The organism is Paenibacillus sp. ALE2, from assembly GCF_054113385.1.
In genome coordinates this window covers 1,769,505-1,792,638 of record NZ_CM134213.1, presented here as the reverse complement: position 1 = coordinate 1,792,638, position 23,134 = coordinate 1,769,505, and the positions used below count along the sequence as shown (strand labels likewise).

The window sequence follows — 23,134 nt, the reverse complement described above, 5'->3', positions numbered from 1 at the left end:
CACTATTACCGGATTTATTTTCATAATGTTCGGGATCTACACAATACAACAAAAAACTACATTTTTTCTTCAGCATCCTTCTTTATTATGGTCTCCCCCATACGATTGGATACTTTTTGATAAATATACGAAATGGCCAGCAATACAACCCCAAAGGAGAAATAGGCTACAATCGTACTTCCTGACGTTAACAGATGTAGATCGTACAAAAGCAGCTTACCTGTCGATAGCAGGGTCAATCCCAACCCAAATCGGCGAATGTAGACCACTCGCTTGAGGAAGCCGTATACAATATACAAAATAGCCAACAGCAGATACACCAGACTGAACACAAGACCTGCGTCTCCCAGATGGAACTGAACTCCGAGAAAGGCGGTAATGATGCCCAACAAATATACACCCATAATGACCGGATATAGCTCATTACTTCTATAATGTCGCGTCATCAGTGCGTTTAGGAAGTCCCTGCTGCTGAAGAACACCAGTACATTAAAGGCTACCAGTACAATTAGCGCAACGTAATCAGCAGCCGTATTCTGCGCATAATCCTCATGCAAGGTTGGAATCGCTACGGTTACCACCAATGCCAGCGCGTAGCCTATGACGTACAATGCCAAGCTATAATATTTAATCACCCGATCGTACAACAGCTTCACTTTAGGCAGGAAATAAGCTAACACCAGGGATACGCAGGTGAACAACAATACCTTGTACAAGGTGTAATGTGCAAACTCATCGGATACGACGATGTTATACCAATGCCCAGCTTCGTACAAAAGATAGAGGTACACGTTCACCAAAGCTACATACTTAAATCCTTGCATGATATGCATTTCGTACAAACGATTGTTTTTGAAAGCATTCGGACGACTATATTCAATCGCATAGAAGACAGTAACGATCAACATTCCCAGTGTAATGAGCGTATATTTGAGCCCAAAATAATCTGTCTCAAAGCCTGACAACAGATATATAGGGAAATCAATGAAAAAGAATGCGCCCAGACACAATCCTAGAATGCCCCATCCTGCACGCTCCAATTCTTTCAAGCGGTAGCGATGTCCATACAATGTAAGAAGCACAGCCTCGATTAACCAGCCCATGGACAACCATCTGACTCCAAACTGGAACGGAATCATGAGAATGGCAAAGGTCAATGATGTCGCATAAAACAGTATTTTGGTTTGTTTCTCCTCTGGAATATATCGCCGTACCCATTGGCCCAAGCCCCCATACACCAAGCAAAAGACGAGTGCCAGTAATCCTTTGTAATCATCCAGACCTGCATCGCCGAACAGAGAATACAGAACGGAACAGCTCACAACTGTATTCAGAGCCAACAAGGAGAAATCCAGCCATGATAGTTTTGTTTTGAGTCGGAACGGCACCCACAGTGTCATCCCGAGATACATCGCAAATGTAATGATTGCATATAGCATGCTGGCTATATTGCTTTCTGATAACCACGCGAGTACAACCATTAATGGGGTATTGAGCAGAAAGCTGATATATTGCACGATGACCCACCGTTTGCGGAAGGATACAAGCAGGATCAGCAGGTTCAGCAGGAATAGATAGCCCATCGCGATATACACGGCGTTTCCTTCCAGCCCGTTTGCTGCCATATAGGAGAACAACGGAAGATATCCCCCTACTAAACCGAAGGAACATATCGTTCGAGACTCATATCTTAAGGACAACAGCACAGCGGTCACCGTAACTAGAACGGACAAGCCTATGCCTGTATACATTCCTATGATTTCTAGCAAAAAGTAGCTATAAAATATGGACCCGTACAGTACAGAAATACCGCCGCCCAAAATACCGAGCGCAAAGGTCTGCTTCTGCTTGCGATACAACCACTCGCCGGCGCCCAGCATCAGCGCTCCTAGCAAAAAGAACGCAACGCCCTTCATATTCCCTGTAAACCAGTTTGAGTATGAGTATTTAAAAGCGGCTCCCACACCCAAGATAATGAGCAAAATCCCCAGCTTGTTAATCCAGTTCAATCCCAGCATCATTTCAAACTGATTCTGCTTCATGCGCTTCTGCATCGTTTCTTCGCTGATCTCTTCTTCCCCGAGCTGATGAAGCTCGTTTTCCGTCTGATGAAGCAATTTGCGCTCTGCTTCCTGAAACCGCCTGCGTTGCTCCATGATCCGGTCACGAATCTCCTCCGAGAACAGTCTCAGTCTAGCGACGATCTCATCCTGATCCTCTTTAAGCTCATGAGTGGTTTGCTGAATAAGCTGGTCCACCCGGTTTTTAGCCCCATATTCAATGGATGTCAGCCGGTTTTCCCCTTCTGCGGTTCTGGAAGCAAAATAGGTCTCCAGCTTTTCCCGCGAAATGCGAATCATATTCGCCTTTTCGCTCAACATCTGCTCCGTCAGCGCAGTACGCAGCTTTCCATTTTCCTGCTCAATATGTCGTACCCGCTCTTCCAAGTGAATGCAGCGAGCCTGATAATCCTCGAACTTTTTTCGCAGAACCTCGTTTTCCAAAATGATATCTGAAGCCTCGTAATCTGCGATTAATGTTTGATACTCCTTGAGCAGCTTGTTCTGTTCTTGGCGGATCGTATGTAAACGATCTTTAAAATCCTCCATGTTCCCCTCCATCGCTGTCGTTTTGGTAATCATTACATTTTACATGAAATTAAAATAGCATTATAGAGACTATAGCCCATTTTGAACGCTGAATTAAGGCTATTACTTAAATATTCTTCCAGTTTCATTATCACAGATGAAGTAGAATGGAAATACATAAGAAATAAAGCCTACCTTTCCCCTTCGCAAACATGAAATCGAAATTGAAAGGAGAAATATACATGTATTCAGTAAGTGGTACTATAGCTTTGATCGCAAGCATGTCCATGTTTTGGATTTTATACGTTCTAAGAGTCAGCCATTCTGTAGGTTACAATGATGCTTTTCACTTGTTTCCACTTATCTTAATCGCATTGTGTATTTATTTTTATTGGAAAGATCATGTTGAAAAAAGGAAGTAATCCAGTGTACTGACTCATGCCCTTGATTAACCTGCCAAAAATTCGTATACTTACAAAAAAGCAAACGACATTGTGCCTGTGAAGAGCATCCAACTCGGAGGCGTTTACGCCAAGGATTATACGTTAGTGTACGATATGGCGATATGTTCCTAAGTAAACCGGACCCGCCCGTTAAAGCGGAGCAAAGTGGATTGGAGAGTCATGACTTCTGTCATGCTGTCCGATCAATTTGGGTGGCACCGCGAGATCAAAGCGCTCCTCGTCCCATGTGTGGATGAGGGCGCTTTTTGTATTTTTATCCGAAAAGGAGTGCGGTGTCATGTTAGATATCAAGTGGATTAGAGAGCATCAAGAGCAGGTTCAGAGAGCGGCAGACGATAAAAGAATACAAGTATCGGTCGCAGAGCTGTTAACCCTGGATGACCGGAGAAAGCAGTTGCTTCAGGAAGTGGAGCAGCTTCGCCAGATGCGTAATCAGTGTAGTCAGGATATTGGGGCGCTAATCCAGGCCGGGAAAAATGAACAGGCGGATGAGGCTAAGCGGCAGGTCAAAGAAATTAACGGACGGCTAGATCTTCTGGAAGTCCCGCAACAGGAAGTAGAGCAACAGTTTCAACAGCTCTTGCTTCTAATGCCTAATATCGTATCCCCGGATACGCCGCGAGGCCAGTCGGATCAAGATAATATAGAACTGGAACTGGTCGGAACGATACCTGACTTTGGATTTGAACCCAAGGATCATATGATGCTCGGCCAGCTTCACAACCTGATCGATGTGCCTCGCGGTGTCAAAACAGCCGGTACCCGTAATTATTATCTGACGGGAGCTGGGGTCGCGTTGCACCGGGCTGTACAGCAGCTTGCTGTTGATCTGCTGAGCGAACGAGGATTTCAGCTGATGGACGTACCATTAATGGTACGCTCTGAGGCAATGCGCAGCACTGGCTTTTTCCCGCTTGGACTGGATCAGACGTACCGTATCGCAGGGGAGGATCAATGGCTTGTAGGCACCTCGGAAGTTCCGCTGGTCTCGTATTACAGCGGTGAGATTGTGGACGTTACAGACCCGATTCGGCTGGCGGCGGTATCCGTATGCTTCCGCAACGAGGTTGGCTCGGCCGGAAGGGACGTGCACGGACTGTATCGTGTGCACCAGTTTGCCAAGGTGGAGCAGGTCATCATCTGTGAAGCGAGTCTGGAAGCTTCGGAGCAGATGTTTCAGGAGATTACGCGCAATGCGGAAGATCTGCTTCAACTGCTGGAGCTCCCCTACCGTAAGATGGCTGTCTGTACAGGCGACATGTCGCAAAAAACCTACAAGCAGGTGGACATTGAGACATGGATGCCTAGCAGACAGGCTTACGGCGAAACACACTCGTCGTCCCAGTTGCTTGATTTCCAGGCGCGTCGTTCCAACATCCGGTACCGTAATGCGGACGGCAAGCTACAATATTGTTACACACTTAACAATACAGCGGTCGCTTCGCCTCGGATCTTGATCCCGTTGCTAGAGCATCACCAACAAGAGGACGGTTCGATCCGCATTCCAGAAGCTTTACGACAGTATATGCCGCAGCATATAGAATTTTTGCGTCCGCCCATGTCATGAAAATATGGGCACACTTTGAAGAAGCGTAGAGCCAATGAGTAGGATTTCCTCATAGTCATAAACACAAAAAAGACGAAGGACAACCATCCTTCGCCTTTTTTTAATGTCTCACTGCGCTTCTGCTTCCCATGCACTAGCAGGGCCAAAAAATTCATAGTGGATATCCGATGCAGGGATATTCCACTCTTTCAACAGGCCGTATACCGATTGCATGAATCCCACAGGACCGCAAAAGTAATATTGCGCATTACGTTCCGGTATTACGGATTGCAGCCAGGCCAGATCCAAACGTCCTTCCTTGTGAAAAGCCTGGGCTAGACGATCCTGCTCGGTTGGTCTGCTGTAGCACCACCGAACGGCCGCCTGTGCATGTGTGGCAACCAGCTTTTCCACCTCATTACGCAGAGCGTGGTTATCTCCGCTGACTGCTGCGTGGACAAAAGTGACGGGCCGATTCGGAGCAGTTTCCACCAAGGAAGCCAGCATGCTGACCATCGGGGTGAGCCCGACTCCACCACTGATCAATACAACAGGTCTGCGATCTGTCCGATCCAGGGTAAAGTCACCCGCCGGTGCAGATACCAATAGTACATCGCCCTCCTGCACGTGCTCATGCAGATACACAGATACCTTGCCCGCTGGACGAGACCCTACAGCATCCTCTCGTTTTACGGATATCCGGTAGTAAGGTTTTCCTGGTGCACTAGAAAGGCTATATTGACGGATATGAGTATTATGTTCACCCGGAATCTCCATCTTCAAGCTGATATATTGCCCAGGCTCGAATGCAGGCAGCACCTGTCCATCCTGCGGCACCAGGTAAAAGGACGTAATTCGCTCGCTTTCCTTAACCTTTTTCTGTACAACAAAGTTCTTAAAGTCTGACCAACCTCCCTGCTGCTGTTCAGTCTCCTTGTACATTTCAGCTTCCACATCTATAAATACATTCGCAATCACACCATAGGCTTCGGCCCATGCATTAATGATCTCATCCATTGCCGCATCCCCCAGCACGTCCTTGATCGCAGCGAGTAGATATTTCCCGACGATCGGATAATGCTCTGGCTTAATCCCCAAACTACGATGCTTATGTGCAATCTGGCGTACCACCGGAAGAATTTCCTCCAGACGGTCAATGTGCTGTGCGGCCGCATATACAGCATTGGCCAGCGCGCCTTGTTGACGTCCTTGCTTCTGATTCGCATGATTAAATATATTGAGAAGCTCGGGATGGGCCTCAAACATCATCTGATAAAAACGCTTGGTGATTGTAGTTCCGTGTACCTCCAAAACAGGTACAGTCGATTTGATCGTTGCAATGGTTTGCTCACTTAGCATTGTTGTATCCCTCTTTTCTCCAAAATAATGATGAACAAAAGGCGTTACAACATAGCTCCCTTTTGTTAACCTTCAATTAAAGCAAGTATACCCACATAAAGTAACCGTTTATGTGATTCCAGTCACTTTAAATTTGAAATAATGTGAACGTGTCAATGACAAAACGCACAATTATATACATTCCCGGTGTAGATAATAGCACATCCACAAGTAGGCAAAGAGAAGCTCCTTTTAACTCAGCCAACCACCATTCCCATTTTCATTCAGTACCGATTCCAATTTATGATTCGAAAGACTTCAATTTATTCCACTTGTAAACGCTTCCAATTAAGATAGAATCGTAGATGAGGTACCGGACAAGCTGTTCGGGGCCATCCTATCTATATTAGGGAGGCAGATGATATCGTGAAGTGGATCAACAACAGCAAATGGTTAGCCCCATGGATTTGTATTATAATCGCAGTGGTCGGTGCAGGTCTTCAACCTGATGCAGTACATGCCAATACAACAGGCGTTACGCAAGCAACCTATGGGAGCGAGATGAACCCATCGCTGAATGGTTTGGACGCCGCTAATGCAGAACTATCCTTGAGTGCAACAGCAAGCACAGCCATTACGAATGGAACGGATTGGAAGGACACCGCAGGAAACCCGATTCAGGCGAACAGCGGCAATATCCTAAAAGTAGGTTCCACTTATTATTGGTACGGCGAGCACGCTGAGAACTGGAAATTTGAAAAAGTGAACGTATATACCTCAACCGATCTGAAAAATTGGTCTTTCCGCAGTAGTATTCTCACCAAAGATTCCGCCCCTGAGTTGAATTCAAGCAAAATTGAGCGTCCCAAAGTCATTTACAACAAATCTACCGGAAAATATGTACTATGGGCACACTATGAAAATGGCACAGACTACTCACTCGGTCGCGTAGCTGTTGCTACCAGCGATACGCCTGACGGGAATTTCACCTATCAAGGCAGCTTCCGCCCGCTGAATTATGAGTCCCGTGATATGACGGTGTTTACGGATACCGACGGTAGCGGTTACCTCATTACAGCTTCACGTAAAAATGGCGGCGCCAACGATACGATGGCGATCTTCAAGCTGACAGCCGATTATACAGGCGTGCAGTCATTTGTTGGCTGGATTTTTGAAAATGGTTATCGTGAAGCGCCTGCTGTTGTGAAAAAGAACAACACCTACTACCTGTTCACCTCGCAGGCATCCGGCTGGTATCCGAATCAGGGTGCTTATGCAACCGCCAGCTCCATGACTGGAAGCTGGTCTGCTTTGTCGCCTTTCGGTGATCCGGCGGCTTACGGCTCGCAAATCCACTCCATCGCCACAATTACAGGCAGCGCAGGAACCAGTTACATCTATATGGGCGATCGTTGGAACCCGCTCAATCTGAGCGATCACAAATTCATCTGGTTGCCATTGACCCTGAATGACTCCAATAAAACGGCTACTCTAAACTGGTACAGTAGCTGGGATATGGATGCTGCTACAGGCACAGTCATCCTGCCATCCCTTGTGAATCACGCGCAAGGCAAAACAGCTACTGCCAGTTCAGCCGCATCTGCTTCCCCGGCTTCACTGGCGAACGATGGCAATCCCCAAACCTCATGGAAGGCTACATCTGCATCCTGGCCTGCTTGGTGGCAGGTGGATTTGGGCAGTACCAAGACGATTAACGAAGTGGATATTTCATGGTTTATGTACAAAGGATCTGAGGCATATTACAAGTATAAGATCGAATATAGTACGGATGGCGTTCATTATTCCACCATTGACCGTACGAGCAATACTGCATACGGCTTTACCAGTGACAAAGTTAATTTTCAAGCCCGTTACGTGCGAATCAATCTTGTAAATGCAGCGCTATTCAATAATCCGAACAACTGGTATACTCCGACGGTGCATGAAGTGAGATTGCTTGGCAATTAATTTGCTTCATTAAAAAGAACATGGCAGGAGAGTGCCCACATCAGTTAGGCCTTCTTCTGCCATGCTTGTGCTTTACCATCCGTTTCTTACTCACTGGCTCAACGCATCCGATTCACTGTGGTGAACACAAATTTATCATACCGATGGCGCGAGAATGAGTATTCAAATGGTATCCCCGTATCCAGATAACCCACTTGCTCAATTTCCAAGATTGGGTCATCTGCTGCACAATCCAGATGCTCCCGATCCAGTTCCGTCGACTTGGATGCCCGGATGGTACGATGTGAACCGACAATATTAAGGCCCAGCTCCTCCTTAATATGTTTGTACACCGATCCATACAACACTTCCTCGGTAATACCGCTAATCAGCTTCGTTGGCATGTACGTGCGCTCGATAACATAGGGTTCGCCCTCCACAACACGCAGACGGATCACATGATATACAGGAGAATTGACGTCAATAAACAGATGAGTCGCTACTTCCTCGGATGGAAATTGAACGTCAAAGGCTATGATTTTACTTTTGATTTCTTTCCCGCGCAGTACGTTGGTCAGCCCCAGCATTTCATTTACAACGACATTAACCGGGCCATTGTAGACCGATTTAACGATAAAGGTTCCGTGTCCTCTTTTACGATTCAGCAGTCCGTCCATCACCAATGTGTCCAATGCCCTCTTAATCGTCATTCGACTTACACGAAACTCTTTTGCCAATGAGATCTCATCAGGGATGGGATCATCACTGCAGTAGGTCTTATTCATAATACGCTCTTTGACCTCTTGTGCAATCCGCTCGTATTTGTTCATCTGTCTACCACCTGTACTAAAAATTGTTTTATGTCAGCATTTTACCAAAATATCGGTAGCGCTGGTTTTTCTGTTCTGCAGGCGGGACGTTAAGGTATGACGGTATAGTAAGTATACCGAACATTATACTTTCTCACCAGCGGTATACAGCACAGCTTCCTTTCAGCAATGAAGAAAAAAAGGCGGTCCAAAGGACCACCCCCCACCTTACCTTAGAATCCGTTATTTTCGATCACTTGTTTGAACCAGTACCCACTCTGCTTAACGGATCTTTTACCCTCGTTCTGAAGATCCACGGATACAAAGCCGTAGCGATTCTTATATGCGTTCGTCCAGGACCAGTTGTCCATAAACGTCCATAAGTGATAGCCTTTCACATTGGACCCTTCTGAGATAGCTCGTTGGACCCATTTGAGATGCTCACGGATAAAATCAATACGATAATCATCGCGGATCATACCCTGCTCATCTCTGAATTTTTCTTCACCTTGTACGCCCATTCCGTTTTCTGAAATGAAGCATTCAATGTTGCCGTAATTTTCTCTGACATTGGTCAGAATGTCGTAAATGCCCTTCTCATAAATCTCCCAGCCTCGCATCTCATTCATCTTACGACCAGGCATGGCATAATAATCGAAGAATCGTTCCGGCACAAAAGGTGCGTCCGGATTTGGGAGACTTTCACGGGCCTTGACTCTGCGCGGCTGATAATAGTTAATCCCCAGCAGGTCCACAGTACCCTGGCGTATAATTTCCCGATCTCCGTCTTCCATGCTCGGTACAAATCCCTCTTGGCGTAACAGCTCCACAAGCAAAGGGTTAAATTCTCCCGTCACAGATGGGTCTAAAAAGGAACGGTTAAAGAACGCGTCGCATATTTCAGCAGCTTGCACGTCTGCCGGATGCTGACTACGCGGATAGCTCGGCGTCAGGTTCAAAATAATACCGATTTTGCCCTTATAGCCGCCTTCTCTGTAAGCCTTAATGGCACTGGCGCTCGATAACAGGGTATGATATCCCACCTGTACAGCTTTACCGAAATCCACTTCATTGGGATAGTGGAAATCGTATAGATAGCCGCCTTCCACCGGGACAATTGGCTCGTTATGCGTAAACCATTTGGCTACACGATCCCCGAACAACTCAAAGCAAGTGTTCGCGTAATCCACGTAAGCTTCGACCGTCTCGCGGTTTACCCAGCCTCCTTTTTCCTGTAAAGCCATCGGCAAATCAAAATGATACAGATTCACAAACGGCTCAATGCCCACCTGGTGCAACTCTTCAATAACGGAATTATAAAATTGAACCGCCTGCTGGTTTATTTCACCTTTCCCTGCCGGAAACAGGCGTGACCAGGAGATAGAGAACCGGAAAGAGTTGTGGCCAAGCTCTTTCATGAGTGCAATATCCTCTTTGTAACGGGTATAGAAACGGGATGTATCAGCAGGACCGACCCCGTCATAGAAACGGTTCGGCTCCTGCTCAAACCAATAATCCCAAATGTTCGGTCCTTTGCCGTCTCCCTCCACAGTTCCTTCTGTCTGGGTAGCCGAAGCTGAGGAACCCCACCAGAAGTCAGTCGGAAAACGGTATTGAATGGCTTGCTGCTCTATATCTTTCATTTCGGTATGATTCACAGCTCTACTCCTCTCTCTTTTGCAAAGAACAAGTCCACTACACTAGCAGCTCATTCATGTTACATTCCAACAGTTTGATCCTTACCTGCAACGGCTGCTTGTTTAAGCTCCTCTTCCTGCTCCTTACGAACGTTCATCCGATCAATAATTTTCAGGAACGGGAACCAGATGACAAAGACGACAGCCATATTAAACAACTGCAGTATGCCTCCCATTAGAGAACCCGTAGCCATCATTCCACTAAAGAACAACGGCATCGTCCAAGGAACCTGTATCCCGTTGGGTGGCGGTACAATCCCCGTAGTCATGGCAAAGTAAGTAATCAGCGTAACGATCATTGGAGAAATGACCCACGGAACAAAAATAAGCGGATTCATCACAATCGGCAGACCGAATATGACGGGTTCGTTGACATTAAACAGACCTGGTCCAAGGGCCAGCTTACTGACCTGCTTCAATTGCTTACTCTTCAGGAAGATCAGAATCGAAAGCACAACAGCCAATGTCATACCTGTACCACCGATACCTACTGTATAAATATCCACAAACTGCTTGGTGATAATATGCGGCAGTTCTGCTCCTTTGGAGTACGCTTCATAGTTCTCAAGTGCCAGTGTATTCCAGATTGGGTCCATAACCGAGTTGATAATAATCTGACCATGAAGCCCAAAGAACCATAAAAGCTGAACAAAGAAAATAGCAATTAATGTAGGTATAATACCACTGCCCAAATGCACCAGCGGTGCCTGTACGGCATGATAAATCAGATCATGCAGGTTATTGTGAAGGGTCAGTGTAACTACAACATTAATGATCAAAAATATGCCCAATGTGATACATGCCGGAAGCAAAGCGGCAAACGATTTGGCAACGGCTGGCGGAACACCTGGAGGCATTTTAATGACAAAATTTCGCTGTGTCACCCTCCGGTATATCTCAGCCGCGATAAAGGCGACGATCATACCAAGGAACATGCCTTTGGCACCAATCCGGTCCACCGGAATGACACCAGCAATCGTGGCACCGCTTTCTTGTGTCAGTACAAAAGGGGTGAGCATTAAGAAACTGGCCAACGCGATCATACCGCCGAATATGGGCTCGACCTTATAACTTCGAGATAGATAATAACCAATCCCGACGATGACAAATAAGGTCATAATATTCAGTGTGGCATTAGGCGCAATGTTCAGCAGACTGCTAAAAGTCGCATAATTGCCGTCGCCCATCCACCCTTTTAGAAACGGCAGATTAATAATAACTACAATAATGGAGCCAAAAACTGTTAATGGAAATGACAGCATGAATGCATCACGCAGTACAGTAAGATAGCGGTTGTTGTTCAGTTTACCGGCAATAGGTATCAGTATCCGGCTTAATTTTTCAAACAAAGCCTATTCCTCCCCGCGAAGTGACTTGCATCAATAGGGTTGCAAGCATTTCATGTCCCAAAATTCACAAATTTACAGGTCCAGCTATAAACTTCTGGATTTGAACAGCTCCAGCAGTTCTTGGACCAAATCCTTCATGGTAGCCGTGGACATCAAATGATCCTCGGCATGCATCAAGAGAAGCGAGAAGGGAGTTTGGGTTCCTCCCGCTTCCTTCTTAACCATTTGAAAATGGATATCATGCGCGGCACGTAAATCCTGCTTGGCTTGTTTGAGCAAATCGTCCGCACCTTCTACATTTTCATTTCTGTATTCAGTCAGCGCCTGAATCACTTTGCTGCGAGCGCTTCCACTATGCAAAATAAGTTGGAAACTAATTTGTTCTTCCGTCAGATCAGCTATATTAACTTTATCCATTTTTACGTTCCACCAGTTTCACAGCCTGTTCGTAGGCTTTCTTACCGTCAACCATTCCGTAGGCCATCATGTCAATCACTTCTACATGAATACCATATTGGGCTGCTTCCTTTTCCAGCTGTCCTTTAAGAAAACTCATTTGCGGGCCGATCAATACAGCGTCAGCCTTAGCCATGTCCTCTGCGGCTTGATCTTGACCTACTGCCCAAATTTCAGCCTCGTCTCCAATGGACTTAGCATAATCCTGCATCTTAGTAACCAGCAAACTTGTAGACATACCTGAGCTGCACGCCAGTAAAATTTTCTTCATGATTGTTCCTTCCCTTCAAGGTCTGATTGGATGATAACTACTAGAAAACGTTTACAGCGTAATTATAAATCCGCTTTTTGAATTTGTCTATACATTTAACATATATGTATAGACTTTTTTTAAAATGACACATTTTCTTCTTTTTTTTGAAATTGAACTGATCCCTCATCTTTAATCTCTCAATAATAATCGATTTTCACTATTAGAGATTCTCCCAATGATATGTTATTCGATTCTGTAAATTGTTAACATAAGCTACGGAATAGGCTTGATAGCCCCTCCGTAGCCAAAGAATAGCTGAGGTCAGAAGAGATGAGTAGAGACGAGATGAACAAGCATCCTACATGAAAGTAGAGCTTTCACGCACTGAAAATTAGAAAAATTTTGAATATCAAGAAACATTCCTACATTTTTATCGTCTATATTATGGAAGGCCTTACGTATGAGGGCAGGATTCTTTGAAGCCCGAAGTTAAAAATCAACTCACAAAGGAGCTTATGCATGTTGAAAAAGTTAGGATTAGCTGCATTAATTTTGATTACTGGCATCTCTGTTATTGGAACAGGCTGGGCCGCACCCAGCATAACAACCATTGAAGTCTCTAAAACTGCTGTAGATTACAACATTGCTCGTCCTTCAAGCGATGGTGCTTTTCATGATGGCTTATTGGCTGCTGAAACATCTGCCGGAAACCTTGTGTATTACAATACCAAGGGACAAAAGGCTTTCTCTCTTCCCGCCGAGCTTAAACCTGTTGGTGATTTTCAAGAGCAGCGGGCTGTAGTCAAAAATACAAAAACCAATCTCTTTGGGTACATTAATACGAAAGGGACACTGGTCATTCCTTGCCAATACACCGAAGCCAATGTCTTTTCCGAAGGCAAGGCCAAGGTCACCATAGCAGACACCAAAGAAAATGCAATTATAGATCGAACGGGAAAAACCCTTTCTCATTTTAAAGAACATGTGGATTCAGAATATGTATTTACAGAAGGTCTGGCCCTTGCCTATGCCCCTAACACTGGGAAGATTGGTTTTGTGAATGCTTCCGGTAAGCTAGCGATTCCTTATCAATACAAATACAGTCGTAGTTTCTCGGATGGCTTGGCTATTGTTCAAAATAGCAAGGGACTATACGGTTATATCAATACGGCAGGAAAAGAAGTCATTCCACCTCAATACAAATCCGGCGGAGACTTCTCGGAAGGATTGGCTCCAGTACAAAATGCCAAGGGTAAATGGGGATTCATCAATAAACAGGGAAAAGTCGTGATTCCCTTTAAGTTTACGGATGCACAGGATTTTAGCGAGGGCTTGGCCAGTGTGAAAAATGCGAAAAATGAGGTTGGGTTTATTGATAAAACCGGAACATTGGTCATTAAATATCAACAAAAATATGACGTTACATCTCCATTCAAGGAAGGCATTGCTTTAGTTGGTAAACAAGCAAACTCATCTGTCTCGAACGGAAAATTCGGTTACATCAATCGCCAAGGGCAACTGCTGACCAAGCTTGAATACAGATCGGAATCTTCTTCCTTCTCTAATGGTTATGCTGTTGCTTTTGTCAAGCCAGGCAAAGCCTTCATTGTATCTAAACATTCTGCTTCAAAATAAAAAAATAACCCTGGAGGCAGATCGAATGGATCTGCTTCCAGGGTTATTTTGACTGCTAATATCTCAAAACCACTTAGTCGTGTGTATAGAATTTTACGCCAGGCAGATCAGCTGCCACCCAAGAGTAATTAATAGTATTACTGTTGTAATTTTTGGTTCCCGCCTGAGCGATCTGTACTTCCTTCAAGATCGTGATCGATGAACCCTTTGGTCTGACGACAACGACATGACCATGTCCGTCCGCTTTTTTGATCCCGATGGTTGGGTACCCGAGGTTTGCTCTTTTCTGAGCATCCTGAAAATTTACGGAGTACCAGCCCGGCGTGTTGTTACCCAGTAAAGCATCAGCCATTTGATTGGCTAAGCCACTTGGCAAGGAAGCCGACATCGCAGCCATCACGTCTTGTGCAAAAATATTACATTTTGTTCCACCTACCGGCGAATACTTTTTGTTCGTTTCTACCTTAAAACCGTCGATTACAGATGCGTATGTGCTTGCACTTCTAGCCATTGAAAATTCCCCCTGAATATAAGTTGTAGAGGAAATGACGGAGTCGCTTGAACATCTGAATGGCTCCACATTCGATTGATATTAGCTTCAATTCCCTCTCAACTATTAGGGTGATTTCCGGCTTACTTTAACAACGCAATACCACAGAAAACGAACTATATTTTTATAATTTCAATCGAAACCAGAGACTTTGCTCAAAATCAACTTAACAGCAGCCATAATGTGACCCTTATTGTTTAGTCATCACTTAGCTGAAGGCTTTCTTCACTGATTACAGTTGGAACGATAAGCTCAGGAGTAGTCACAGGCTTAGCTGGTGTAAAATAGTCTGCAACCCCCACCATTATAGCAATGCCAATAAATAGCACGATCCAATTACGATTCTTTTTCATCATCTATACCTCTCATTCTTCACTGCGCCCATTCAACCACTTGAACCAGTGGAGCAAATGACTGAATCGGTATTCATGCTGGGAAGCATACGTCCATACCTCCGGCTCTTCACCAGGTTCCTTCCAGACGAGCATGGAAAAGTGACCTTCTTTCTCGCTTGCGACCGACAGCAGCGAAAGACGATCATCCCCGAATCGGTAAGGGGCCGATTCCACCCAGTAATTTCGCATATCGCTGATCCAGCTGCGAAAATGCTGTGTACCTGCGATCCGGAGCACTTCATCAGGAAGGAGCAGATGCTCATGGATGTCCTTCCAATCCCCTGCATATTGGTACCGCATTGCCAACATTGGACTGAGCGGTCTCACTTTCCCTAGAGCCAACGTAGGCATACAGGTGACGGGAACGACCGGGCCAATACGCTGGATAGCATAAGCACGGGCTTCCTCCTTACTCATTCCATAGGACATAGCCTCCACGAGGAAATCGTTCCGTCTTACACCAAACTGATGCTGGTAGTGTGACATTTCATCCCGTAGCTCTAGTACCATACCTTGTAACGTATCTGTTCCGATCATTCCCAAACACCTCTCATTCCAAAATATAGGCGTGCAATTCCTGTTGCGCTCGATACTTAGCCCAATTGAATTCGGGCCAACTCGATTCTTCTCTCGTCATGCTCATCAAGCGGGCTTGTAAAAACTCATCCAGCGCTCCGTGTTCCTTACGGCTAAAATCAATCAGTAGTGGAATCGCGTCCGCTGATAGCTCACTCAAATATTCCTTGTCTATCACCGATGTTGTACGATACCGTTCGAGATTATTTTCAGCTATCCGTACATCAATACCCACATAATTCACGACGACATAGGCGATTAGAGCGAGTACAATATAATATTTCGCCAGCGGAAGCTGGCGGACATGAATACGCACGGCCGCAACGAGCAGCAGCAAGCCCAGAAAAATCATAAATGCGTGTACCAGATAACGGATATACGTATATCCGTATGCTTCTTCGTACATAACCAGCCGGGTATATCCCGAGTACAGCATCACACCCGAACAACCGACGAGTATGTACAGCAGGCCGCTGTTCAATGTTTGCACTATACCTGAGCCGAATTCAGTCCATTTCAATACACTGATCATCAGCACAAAATTGATACCTGTTACCATAACCAGCTCCCCGAATCCTCTTCTCGCATATTCAGCATACGAGGTTCCTTCTGGCAAAGCACCTTCCCATGCACCAAACAGATATCCGAACTGCAGCACGACGAACACAACATACACCAGGTTCATGACAATCAGCACTGTAGCGGTAATGACAGGATCAAACTTGATTGCGACCGGCTCGTGGTAAGGTACTGCTGCTGACTGAGCCTCTCTTTCCGTATTCCGCGGAGCAGGCTGTACGAATCCCCACAAGTAACAGAAAAAACAGAAGGTAAAAAAGCAGGCCCAGATCAGCCGCGGCAAACCACTCCCAAAGGTTAATGTGCCAATCCATGCGGGTATGCCAGATAACAACTCTTCGAACACCCCATCTGCGGAAGCCAGCAGAGATATAATAATGAGTAGCAACGGCAAGGCAATAAGTAGACCGATTATCACTTTACCCAATACACGCTTACGCTCATCCTTTACATTCCGAAAGGCTGCCGTCTTAAACATTCGAAACGGAGTCACGATATGGCGAAAATTTTGATAAAACCAATGGCTTAGCGCCTGACCGATAATACCGATTTCTGACCAGCTATGCCTTTTTTCCCCGAACAGCAACACCATATGTACGCTAATCAGAGCAGATATAGCTAGGGCATTTAACACATAAAAGATCGGGTTATCGAACAGCACATATGTCAGTGCCAGCATCATAATGACCACAAACAGCAGACGTCCTATCCATGTAATGGGCTGGCAACGATCTCGATTAAAGGAATACATATACACGTAAAATACAATAACGAAAATAGGCATAGACACGCCCAGCCCATGTCCGAAGAACAGATATTGATGGACCAGCGCCAATACAATGGCGCCGGCAAAGGCGGACAACAACGACGCTTTCGGCAAAGACGATCCATTCACCTTGTCATGCATGGTAAATACCTCCACAACTATGCTTTATAACCCTTATTGTAGATGATAAAATAAGAAGATAAAGAGAAATTAATCAAAATAAAATTTCCTATTTTATAAAAGCAGTTGCGCTTTTACTCAAGCATAGGGGAAACGGAGCATTCCTGAATGAAACTTCACGCCCAATTTTTACGGCTTCACTCCCACGCAGCTGACGACAGGGACGAGAACCATACCATAGAGACTACGCTGGATGAGCTGGCGGCTATTTTTGACTGCACCCACCGCAATGCCTTGATGATCATTCAGAAAATGGAACAGCACGATTGGATACAATGGACTCCTCGCCGAGGCAGAGGCCGCCGCTCCAGTCTGCGCTTCCTTATTCAGCCGGAAGACATTGCTGTGCAATCCATGATGCAAGCCATAGACCGCCATGATATCAAACGCGCACTGGATGAAATCCGAGTTCATTCACGCTCCTCCACCATGCAGGAGCATTTACAGGGCTGGCTGCTGAATTATTTCGGGCATCACGCGGAGGTGCGCAGTGATCAGCAGCAGATCGACACGCTGCGTCTGCCCATTCGCCAGCAGCTCTATACGCTGGACCCGTTGTACTTGAACTGGCTCGCCGAGTCCTTCGTATCCAGTCATGTCTTTGACGGGCTGGCCCGCCGGGCGAACGAGAGCGGTGAGATTTTGCCGGGACTGGCGCACGCTTGGGAGGTGGACACTTCTCGTACGCAGTGGACCTTTTTCCTGCGTAAAGAAGTGCTGTTTCATAACGGCAAAATACTGACCGCGGAAGACGTCGTCTATACCTTTGAGCGACTGAGTCGGGCGCCGGGAAGGAGACTTTACCATTTTATCGTCCGGCAAATTCAGCACGTTCAAGCGTTGAGTCCGACGATGGTACGCTTTGTACTAAAGGAGCCGAACGAGCTATTTTTATCCTTCCTGTGTACCAGCCGGGCTGCCATTGTACCGCGTGAGCTTAATCAGGTGGGTGAAGCCGCCTTTGGCATTCGTCCTATCGGTACGGGGGCTTTCAAGGTCACGGAAATGAACGAAAGCTTGTGCTTACTTGAGGCTTTTGCGCCTTATTTTCAGGGTCGTGCTCATCTAGATCGGGTGGAAATCGTTCAACTCCCGTGGGCGACTAAGCTGGAATCGCCGGATATGGAAGATACCGCTTCTTCTTTTCACATTATCCATAATCCTATACTGGCAAGAGACACGGATACCGCATGGAGCCAGATTCACTCGGCGGCTTCGGTACGCAAATTTATCACATGTAACACACACAAGGATGGACCGCTGCGCAACCCGGAAATACGTGCTCGGATTGTAGCATGTCTGGATCACCGCCCCCTTCCTTCAGCAGTGGATTCATCTAACGCTAATGATTCATGCGAACCACTGGCGGCGTTACAAATTGCCACCATTCCCGAGTATAGAGCGGATGCAGAACGGGTCGCAGCTCAGCTCGAATCCTGTGGATATACGTGTAACATTGTGGCCGCATCCATGAATGAATTCAAAAGTTCATCTATTCGTATGGAGTCAGACTTAATCATCTTTTCTCTGTTTCGTGACCGTGATGAGCAATTGCGTCTGTTTGATCTGTATCTCAATGTATCCGGGCATGTGGAGCCGCATAGCCGTGTGGATATCGAAAGACTGCTGCGCGAAATTGCACGGGAAGCCGATCATACCGTTAGAGCACAGCAATTTGAACATATCGAAACTCGGCTCATGGATGAGCACCAGCTGCATATTTTATATGAAAAGCCCGTTCAGACGGCCTATCTTCCTACTGTTCGCGGCGTATCCTTTAACAGCCAAGGTTGGGTGGATCTTCGTCATGTCTGGTTTCCGCCTGCCCAACCTCCAACTCCTCACACTTGACGGCAAGGACGCTCCTTCAACCTTCAAATGCACTTGCAAATAAAAAAGGTATCCTCTTCATAAGAGAATACCTTTTTTAATGTTATCTAGACCCTCTAAGCCGATGGTTCAGGAGATGACAATGCCCATCCCCCCAGCCCATGACTGTGGACATCGCTAGGGTCTTCTATAGGAGGGGTGACGGGTGGAAAATTCAATAGGATAAAAACATTAAATGCGAGCAGAGAAAAAACGATCTTTTTTATCATAGATGTACTCTACCTCTCCAAGTAAGTTTTTATATTCCTCTTTGTCCTCAGAAGTGGCAGTATGCCGATACTTTTCAAATAGTCCTACACACTTGATGGTGACAGGATTACCATTCAGCACGACAGAATAGGAAAGGCTCTCAAGCAGGAATTTCATACCTTTGGAATAACGATGTTTGTTGAGATCGTAACAAGCCATCTCTGCCAAAAATCGTGCATAGAGATCTGCTGACATTTGCTCGGTATAGGTGCCTACCTTGGCATGCTGATCTGCAAATGCCTCAATTTGTTTTTCAAAGTGCTGCAGTACATGATCTACATTAAAATCATAACGGTTGGCCGCTACCATTATCTTATGTAACCCCACCAGAATTTCGCCCTCATTTTTTTCCAAATAATTTACATACTGTGGAATCACATCCAGGCTACCGGACATCAACTGATACAAATACCTGTTGGCCTCAGCCCAGTTGCTACAAAGGGCCTTCAAATGCCGAGCTTCCTCCGTATCCTCTTGCACCCAGCTCAAATCAGAGTATAGGGATACAAATTCCAGTGCCTTCTGATAATCCCCGCGCTCATCCCACACCCCGGCACGGAGTACGTAAGAGTATACAATATACATAAACAAAGGGCCCTTAGGTTCCTTGCCACGCTCTGATTTTCTGGTATTTCCGTATTTTTGCTCGTATTGTACTTTGGCTTTTTGAGCCATTTTTTCAGCAAACCATTCTACTTTATCCCAACGCCGCAAGGAGGCATACGTATTAGCCAAATCTCTTAAGGCATCCAGTTGGTCTGCCTCACCCAATCGCTCTACAAAGCTTTCAAAATGTGTGGCTGCCCATAAATTTTCATCCTGATCATCGCCAACGGTAATCGTAAATAAACGGTATTGGCAGAGCGCCAGCCGCTCCGAATGTTGATACTTCTCACTTTCCGCGACATTTTTATAAATAATGGCCGCAGCCTCCAACCTACCTTCGCTGAATAATTCTTCCGCTGTCTCAAACAAAGCCGGGGCGTATATGAGATAGTCCATGATAAACTCCACGACTTGCTTAATACAATCGAGTTTGTTCAGCTCTGCACAGCGATGCAAAAAGGGCCGAACCCGTCGCCAATTCGGTGCCGTATTCCGTATAAATTCATCAATGTATAGCTCATAGAGGCTTCCTTCTTCAAGCCCCATACCTGCAGCAATCCGATCCAGCAGCAGCATCGCAATTGGCCGGTTACCGTTGATAATGGCACTGATTGTTCCTGCATTAATACCTGTGTTCTCCCCAAACTTACTAATCGTAATTCCTTCTCGTCTGATGTACTGCTCCAGCTCTGCGCGAATAGTGGTTGTTTCCTTCAAATCAGGCACCCCCAGGGATAACTTGCATGATTTCAATACAAAAAAAGAAAATTCCCGTGAATATTCCCTTAATTATACAAAAGAAAGCCCACTTAGCCAACTGCATAAGTACATTTATATCAAAAAATTCAATAATTCTCCGAATTACCGTATACTACAGGAGGCGAGCTGAACAGCTACAACCAATCGGTCGCAGGAAAGGATACGACAAATGGACAACACCCCAACTATAGAACAACAAATTGCACAATGGATGGTCGCGCAAATCCGCGAAGTGGGCACTCTGAAACAAGAAGATGCCATTGCATATGTACGCTCTGAATACGGAGAGCAGTATGTGTTTATAAGCGAGCATGGTCATGTATCTTTGGAAAAAGAAATCAAAAAGGCATTCCGCAAGCTACATGGTGGCCGAATCGCCTGGGATCGTGATGCATTCCTCTGGGCCTGGACTTAACAAGCAAAAGCATCTGCTATAGGCAGATGTTTTTTTGATGATTTAACCGTATATCCTCTGGAGTCGGCTAATCTCCTCCTTTACAAACTGTCGGAGTATTGCAGGCTCCACGATTTCAACCCGGCCGATCCAATCCATCGCATCGCGGCAGGCCGCTTCATAGCTATACATGTTGACGGTTAGAATGAAGTGATTGCCTTCCTGTACAGACTGGATGATTTCCATCCTTTTCGCTAGTATTCCAGCTTGCTTCTTAGTCGCTCGGACCAGAACAGGATAGTATTCTTTCTCTCTACAAAGCTGCTTAAACGCGCTTTCTTGCTTCATCCAATAATATTCCAGTGAAAAATCCTCAGGAACCTTAAAGACTTCAACAGACGGCTGAACCTCCATAATTCGCTCACACTTAAAAGTCCGAATCTCCTGCCCGACTTCACAAAAGGCAATCAGATACCAATCTCCTTTTTTCACCACAAGTCCATAGGGATGTACATGGCGAGAAGTGCAAGAGCCGTCAGCTTTCTCATATTGGATCATTACTTTATAGGACCCCCATACTGCCGCTCTCACGGCTTCCAGGCAAGGAATCGCTATACGTTCCGTCCACCACGGTGTATCATCAAAATAAAACCGAGCTTTGGCTTTTTGAATATCGGATTGATAGGGGGCCGGCATCGTCTGTTCCAGTTTGAGCAAAGTATTCTTTAACTTCAAACCCGATTCGGTGGACCCGCCCGTATAAATGCCCATCCCCGTTAAATACAACTGAATGACATCCCCGCCATTCAACTGCTTCAGGTTTGCCGTATAACCCTCCATTAAATAAATTCCGCCCTTCGGACCGGATGCAGTAACAATCGGAACTCCGGCTTCAGCCAGAAGGTCGATATCCCTGTAAATGGAGCGTACAGAGGTTTCCAGTGCCAACGCCAATTCCCTGGCCTTCATTCTCCCTCTAGATTCGATACATAATAAAATCGCGATTAAACGATGCAGTCTCACAATCATACCTCCACAATAGATGGTTAACCGGAAATGAAAAGATGATGCAAAGATTGTTGACACCCTGTTGGCAGCAATAGGTGTGTATCATAGAAGTAAAGGGGTGTAATGGATGATGAATATTGGAATTTTGGGGACGGGATTCGGCGCGTATCATGCCTCGCTGTTAAACAACCATCCCAAGGTAAACAGACTCATTGTATTTGGAAGGAACGAAATCAAGCTGCAAAAATTGAAAGAGGAGCTAAACGTAGAAGTCACACAAAATATAGAGGATATTCTGCTGGATCCGGACGTGGATATCGTCGATCTATGCCTGCCCTCCCACCTGCATAGGTCACATGCCATTGATGCGCTAAAGCACGGGAAGCATGTATTTTGTGAAACACCGGTTTGCTTTCATCTCGAAGACGCTCTTCTTATGCAACAAGCTGAGAAGCAATATGGAAAAAAAATTCTGGTTAACCAGTTCATTAAGTTTGATCCTGCCTATACCTATCTGTACGAGGCTTATCGCCAACAAAAATACGGAAAACTCATTTCCTTGTCCTTAAAAAGAGAAACCCCTCCCCTGTGGGGAGACCTTGGACTAAGTTCCATCCCTACGCAGTTCATGATTCATGAACTGGATCTATTCACCTGGCTATGGGGTCCATGTGATCCATATACAGTGTGGGGTACAGAGGTAGTCCATCCCGAACAGGCACAAGTTCGGGCTTATTTTCAGCATCGGGATACATTCACAGAAGTCATCGCTTCTTCCCATATGCCGAAAAGCTATCCTTTCACGGTGGCCTATGAAGCTTATTTTGAAAAAGCCAAGCTGGTATTTCATGAGAGTGACGAAAACGATCCCATACCCACCGCATTATTTGAGTATACCGCATCAGGACAGCAAAAAATCAACCTCGAATCCGCCAATCCATACGAAAAAAGTTGGGATCATGCACTTGATTGCTTTGGCGGACATGCGGAATGTCTGATTCCATTGGAGTCGGCCGTACAAGCACTGGAAATGGCCATTGAGATTAAAAACAGACTGGAGCAAGCTCGGCGTTAGCCGGTAGTTAGCCCGTACCTTCGGA

General features: G+C 45.8%; 19 protein-coding genes. 6 read left to right on the top strand and 13 right to left on the bottom strand.

Features of this window, described 5'->3' with window-relative positions; all coding sequences use genetic code 11:
- Window positions 1-56: 56 nt before the first annotated feature.
- Window positions 57-2,609: a DUF2339 domain-containing protein gene (locus tag ACXHJ1_RS07765; RefSeq protein ID WP_044786990.1), complete on the bottom strand. Its 2,553-nt coding sequence runs from the start codon at window positions 2,607-2,609 to the stop codon at window positions 57-59.
- A 720-nt stretch (window positions 2,610-3,329) separates the two neighbouring features.
- Here ACXHJ1_RS07765 and serS point away from each other — a divergent pair.
- Window positions 3,330-4,619, top strand: a complete 1,290-nt coding sequence (gene serS, locus ACXHJ1_RS07760) for a serine--tRNA ligase (RefSeq protein WP_457905888.1) — start codon at window positions 3,330-3,332, stop codon at window positions 4,617-4,619.
- A 108-nt stretch (window positions 4,620-4,727) separates the two neighbouring features.
- On the opposite strand, the gene hmpA is transcribed toward serS, so the two are convergent.
- Window positions 4,728-5,957 (bottom strand): NO-inducible flavohemoprotein, encoded by a 1,230-nt coding sequence (hmpA, locus tag ACXHJ1_RS07755; RefSeq protein WP_457905887.1) that lies wholly within the window; start codon window positions 5,955-5,957, stop codon window positions 4,728-4,730.
- A gap of 405 nt (window positions 5,958-6,362) precedes the next feature.
- Between hmpA and ACXHJ1_RS07750 the strand changes: the two genes are divergently transcribed.
- On the top strand, window positions 6,363-7,904 hold the full coding sequence (locus tag ACXHJ1_RS07750) for a family 43 glycosylhydrolase (RefSeq protein WP_457905886.1): 1,542 nt from the start codon (window positions 6,363-6,365) through the stop codon (window positions 7,902-7,904).
- A 98-nt stretch (window positions 7,905-8,002) separates the two neighbouring features.
- Here the strand turns inward: ACXHJ1_RS07750 and ACXHJ1_RS07745 are convergent, their stop codons facing one another.
- The 5 genes from ACXHJ1_RS07745 to ACXHJ1_RS07725 form a co-directional block, all read right to left on the bottom strand.
- Window positions 8,003-8,713 (bottom strand): GntR family transcriptional regulator, encoded by a 711-nt coding sequence (locus ACXHJ1_RS07745; RefSeq protein WP_016822631.1) that lies wholly within the window; start codon window positions 8,711-8,713, stop codon window positions 8,003-8,005.
- A gap of 212 nt (window positions 8,714-8,925) precedes the next feature.
- Entirely contained in the window at window positions 8,926-10,335 is a 1,410-nt protein-coding gene (locus ACXHJ1_RS07740; protein WP_031462474.1) for a glycoside hydrolase family 1 protein, read from the bottom strand.
- Window positions 10,336-10,409: 74 nt separating this feature from the next.
- The gene (celB, locus tag ACXHJ1_RS07735; RefSeq protein ID WP_016822629.1) at window positions 10,410-11,738 is read right to left on the bottom strand and encodes a PTS cellobiose transporter subunit IIC; all 1,329 of its coding nucleotides are present in this window, start codon (window positions 11,736-11,738) and stop codon (window positions 10,410-10,412) included.
- Window positions 11,739-11,822: 84 nt separating this feature from the next.
- Window positions 11,823-12,155 (bottom strand): PTS lactose/cellobiose transporter subunit IIA, encoded by a 333-nt coding sequence (locus ACXHJ1_RS07730; RefSeq protein WP_016822628.1) that lies wholly within the window; start codon window positions 12,153-12,155, stop codon window positions 11,823-11,825.
- Window positions 12,148-12,465: a PTS sugar transporter subunit IIB gene (locus tag ACXHJ1_RS07725; RefSeq protein WP_013312603.1), complete on the bottom strand. Its 318-nt coding sequence runs from the start codon at window positions 12,463-12,465 to the stop codon at window positions 12,148-12,150. Before ACXHJ1_RS07725 ends, ACXHJ1_RS07730 begins: the two co-directional genes overlap by 8 nt.
- Before the next feature lie 501 nt (window positions 12,466-12,966).
- Between ACXHJ1_RS07725 and ACXHJ1_RS07720 the strand changes: the two genes are divergently transcribed.
- The gene (locus ACXHJ1_RS07720; protein ID WP_107733711.1) at window positions 12,967-14,082 is read left to right on the top strand and encodes a WG repeat-containing protein; all 1,116 of its coding nucleotides are present in this window, start codon (window positions 12,967-12,969) and stop codon (window positions 14,080-14,082) included.
- Window positions 14,083-14,155: 73 nt separating this feature from the next.
- On the opposite strand, the gene ACXHJ1_RS07715 is transcribed toward ACXHJ1_RS07720, so the two are convergent.
- The 4 genes from ACXHJ1_RS07715 to ACXHJ1_RS07700 all read right to left on the bottom strand — a co-directional run bounded on the left by ACXHJ1_RS07715 (window position 14,156) and on the right by ACXHJ1_RS07700 (window position 17,089).
- Window positions 14,156-14,593: a hypothetical protein gene (locus ACXHJ1_RS07715; protein WP_457905885.1), complete on the bottom strand. Its 438-nt coding sequence runs from the start codon at window positions 14,591-14,593 to the stop codon at window positions 14,156-14,158.
- Window positions 14,594-14,829: 236 nt separating this feature from the next.
- The gene (locus ACXHJ1_RS07710) at window positions 14,830-14,988 is read right to left on the bottom strand and encodes a hypothetical protein (RefSeq protein ID WP_457905884.1); all 159 of its coding nucleotides are present in this window, start codon (window positions 14,986-14,988) and stop codon (window positions 14,830-14,832) included.
- Window positions 14,989-14,997: 9 nt separating this feature from the next.
- Entirely contained in the window at window positions 14,998-15,564 is a 567-nt protein-coding gene (locus ACXHJ1_RS07705) for a hypothetical protein (protein ID WP_019688980.1), read from the bottom strand.
- 13 nt (window positions 15,565-15,577) lie between these two features.
- On the bottom strand, window positions 15,578-17,089 hold the full coding sequence (locus ACXHJ1_RS07700; RefSeq protein ID WP_167437910.1) for a DUF4153 domain-containing protein: 1,512 nt from the start codon (window positions 17,087-17,089) through the stop codon (window positions 15,578-15,580).
- 147 nt (window positions 17,090-17,236) lie between these two features.
- On the opposite strand from ACXHJ1_RS07700, the gene ACXHJ1_RS07695 reads away from it, so the two are divergent.
- Entirely contained in the window at window positions 17,237-18,979 is a 1,743-nt protein-coding gene (locus ACXHJ1_RS07695) for an ABC transporter substrate-binding protein (RefSeq protein ID WP_126666334.1), read from the top strand.
- Between the two features lie 210 nt (window positions 18,980-19,189).
- Here ACXHJ1_RS07695 and ACXHJ1_RS07690 read toward each other — a convergent pair whose 3' ends face one another.
- Window positions 19,190-20,590, bottom strand: a complete 1,401-nt coding sequence (locus tag ACXHJ1_RS07690) for a helix-turn-helix domain-containing protein (RefSeq protein ID WP_457905883.1) — start codon at window positions 20,588-20,590, stop codon at window positions 19,190-19,192.
- Between the two features lie 211 nt (window positions 20,591-20,801).
- On the opposite strand from ACXHJ1_RS07690, the gene ACXHJ1_RS07685 reads away from it, so the two are divergent.
- A complete protein-coding gene (locus ACXHJ1_RS07685) occupies window positions 20,802-21,047 on the top strand; it encodes a DUF6953 family protein (RefSeq protein WP_013373729.1) in 246 nt (81 codons plus the stop codon).
- Window positions 21,048-21,089: 42 nt separating this feature from the next.
- Here the strand turns inward: ACXHJ1_RS07685 and ACXHJ1_RS07680 are convergent, their stop codons facing one another.
- Entirely contained in the window at window positions 21,090-22,055 is a 966-nt protein-coding gene (locus tag ACXHJ1_RS07680; RefSeq protein ID WP_457905882.1) for a helix-turn-helix transcriptional regulator, read from the bottom strand.
- 106 nt (window positions 22,056-22,161) lie between these two features.
- On the opposite strand from ACXHJ1_RS07680, the gene ACXHJ1_RS07675 reads away from it, so the two are divergent.
- On the top strand, window positions 22,162-23,109 hold the full coding sequence (locus ACXHJ1_RS07675) for a Gfo/Idh/MocA family protein (protein WP_457905881.1): 948 nt from the start codon (window positions 22,162-22,164) through the stop codon (window positions 23,107-23,109).
- Window positions 23,110-23,134 lie beyond the last annotated feature (25 nt).

Bases quoted from the DNA above. Each gene is read 5' to 3' on its own strand.
- hmpA (WP_457905887.1), bottom strand. From the start codon at position 5,957: ATGCTAAGTGAGCAAACCATTGCAACGATCAAATCGACTGTACCTGTT.
- ACXHJ1_RS07730 (WP_016822628.1), bottom strand. From the start codon at position 12,155: ATGGATAAAGTTAATATAGCTGATCTGACGGAAGAACAAATTAGTTTC.
- ACXHJ1_RS07715 (WP_457905885.1), bottom strand. From the start codon at position 14,593: ATGGCTAGAAGTGCAAGCACATACGCATCTGTAATCGACGGTTTTAAG.
- ACXHJ1_RS07710 (WP_457905884.1), bottom strand. From the start codon at position 14,988: ATGATGAAAAAGAATCGTAATTGGATCGTGCTATTTATTGGCATTGCT.
- ACXHJ1_RS07740 (WP_031462474.1), bottom strand. From the start codon at position 10,335: ATGAAAGATATAGAGCAGCAAGCCATTCAATACCGTTTTCCGACTGAC.
- serS (WP_457905888.1), top strand. From the start codon at position 3,330: ATGTTAGATATCAAGTGGATTAGAGAGCATCAAGAGCAGGTTCAGAGA.
- ACXHJ1_RS07745 (WP_016822631.1), bottom strand. From the start codon at position 8,713: ATGAACAAATACGAGCGGATTGCACAAGAGGTCAAAGAGCGTATTATG.
- ACXHJ1_RS07680 (WP_457905882.1), bottom strand. From the start codon at position 22,055: ATGATTGTGAGACTGCATCGTTTAATCGCGATTTTATTATGTATCGAA.
- ACXHJ1_RS07675 (WP_457905881.1), top strand. From the start codon at position 22,162: ATGATGAATATTGGAATTTTGGGGACGGGATTCGGCGCGTATCATGCC.
- ACXHJ1_RS07700 (WP_167437910.1), bottom strand. From the start codon at position 17,089: ATGCATGACAAGGTGAATGGATCGTCTTTGCCGAAAGCGTCGTTGTTG.
- ACXHJ1_RS07695 (WP_126666334.1), top strand. From the start codon at position 17,237: ATGAAACTTCACGCCCAATTTTTACGGCTTCACTCCCACGCAGCTGAC.
- ACXHJ1_RS07725 (WP_013312603.1), bottom strand. From the start codon at position 12,465: ATGAAGAAAATTTTACTGGCGTGCAGCTCAGGTATGTCTACAAGTTTG.
- ACXHJ1_RS07685 (WP_013373729.1), top strand. From the start codon at position 20,802: ATGGACAACACCCCAACTATAGAACAACAAATTGCACAATGGATGGTC.
- ACXHJ1_RS07705 (WP_019688980.1), bottom strand. From the start codon at position 15,564: ATGATCGGAACAGATACGTTACAAGGTATGGTACTAGAGCTACGGGAT.
- ACXHJ1_RS07720 (WP_107733711.1), top strand. From the start codon at position 12,967: ATGTTGAAAAAGTTAGGATTAGCTGCATTAATTTTGATTACTGGCATC.
- ACXHJ1_RS07765 (WP_044786990.1), bottom strand. From the start codon at position 2,609: ATGGAGGATTTTAAAGATCGTTTACATACGATCCGCCAAGAACAGAAC.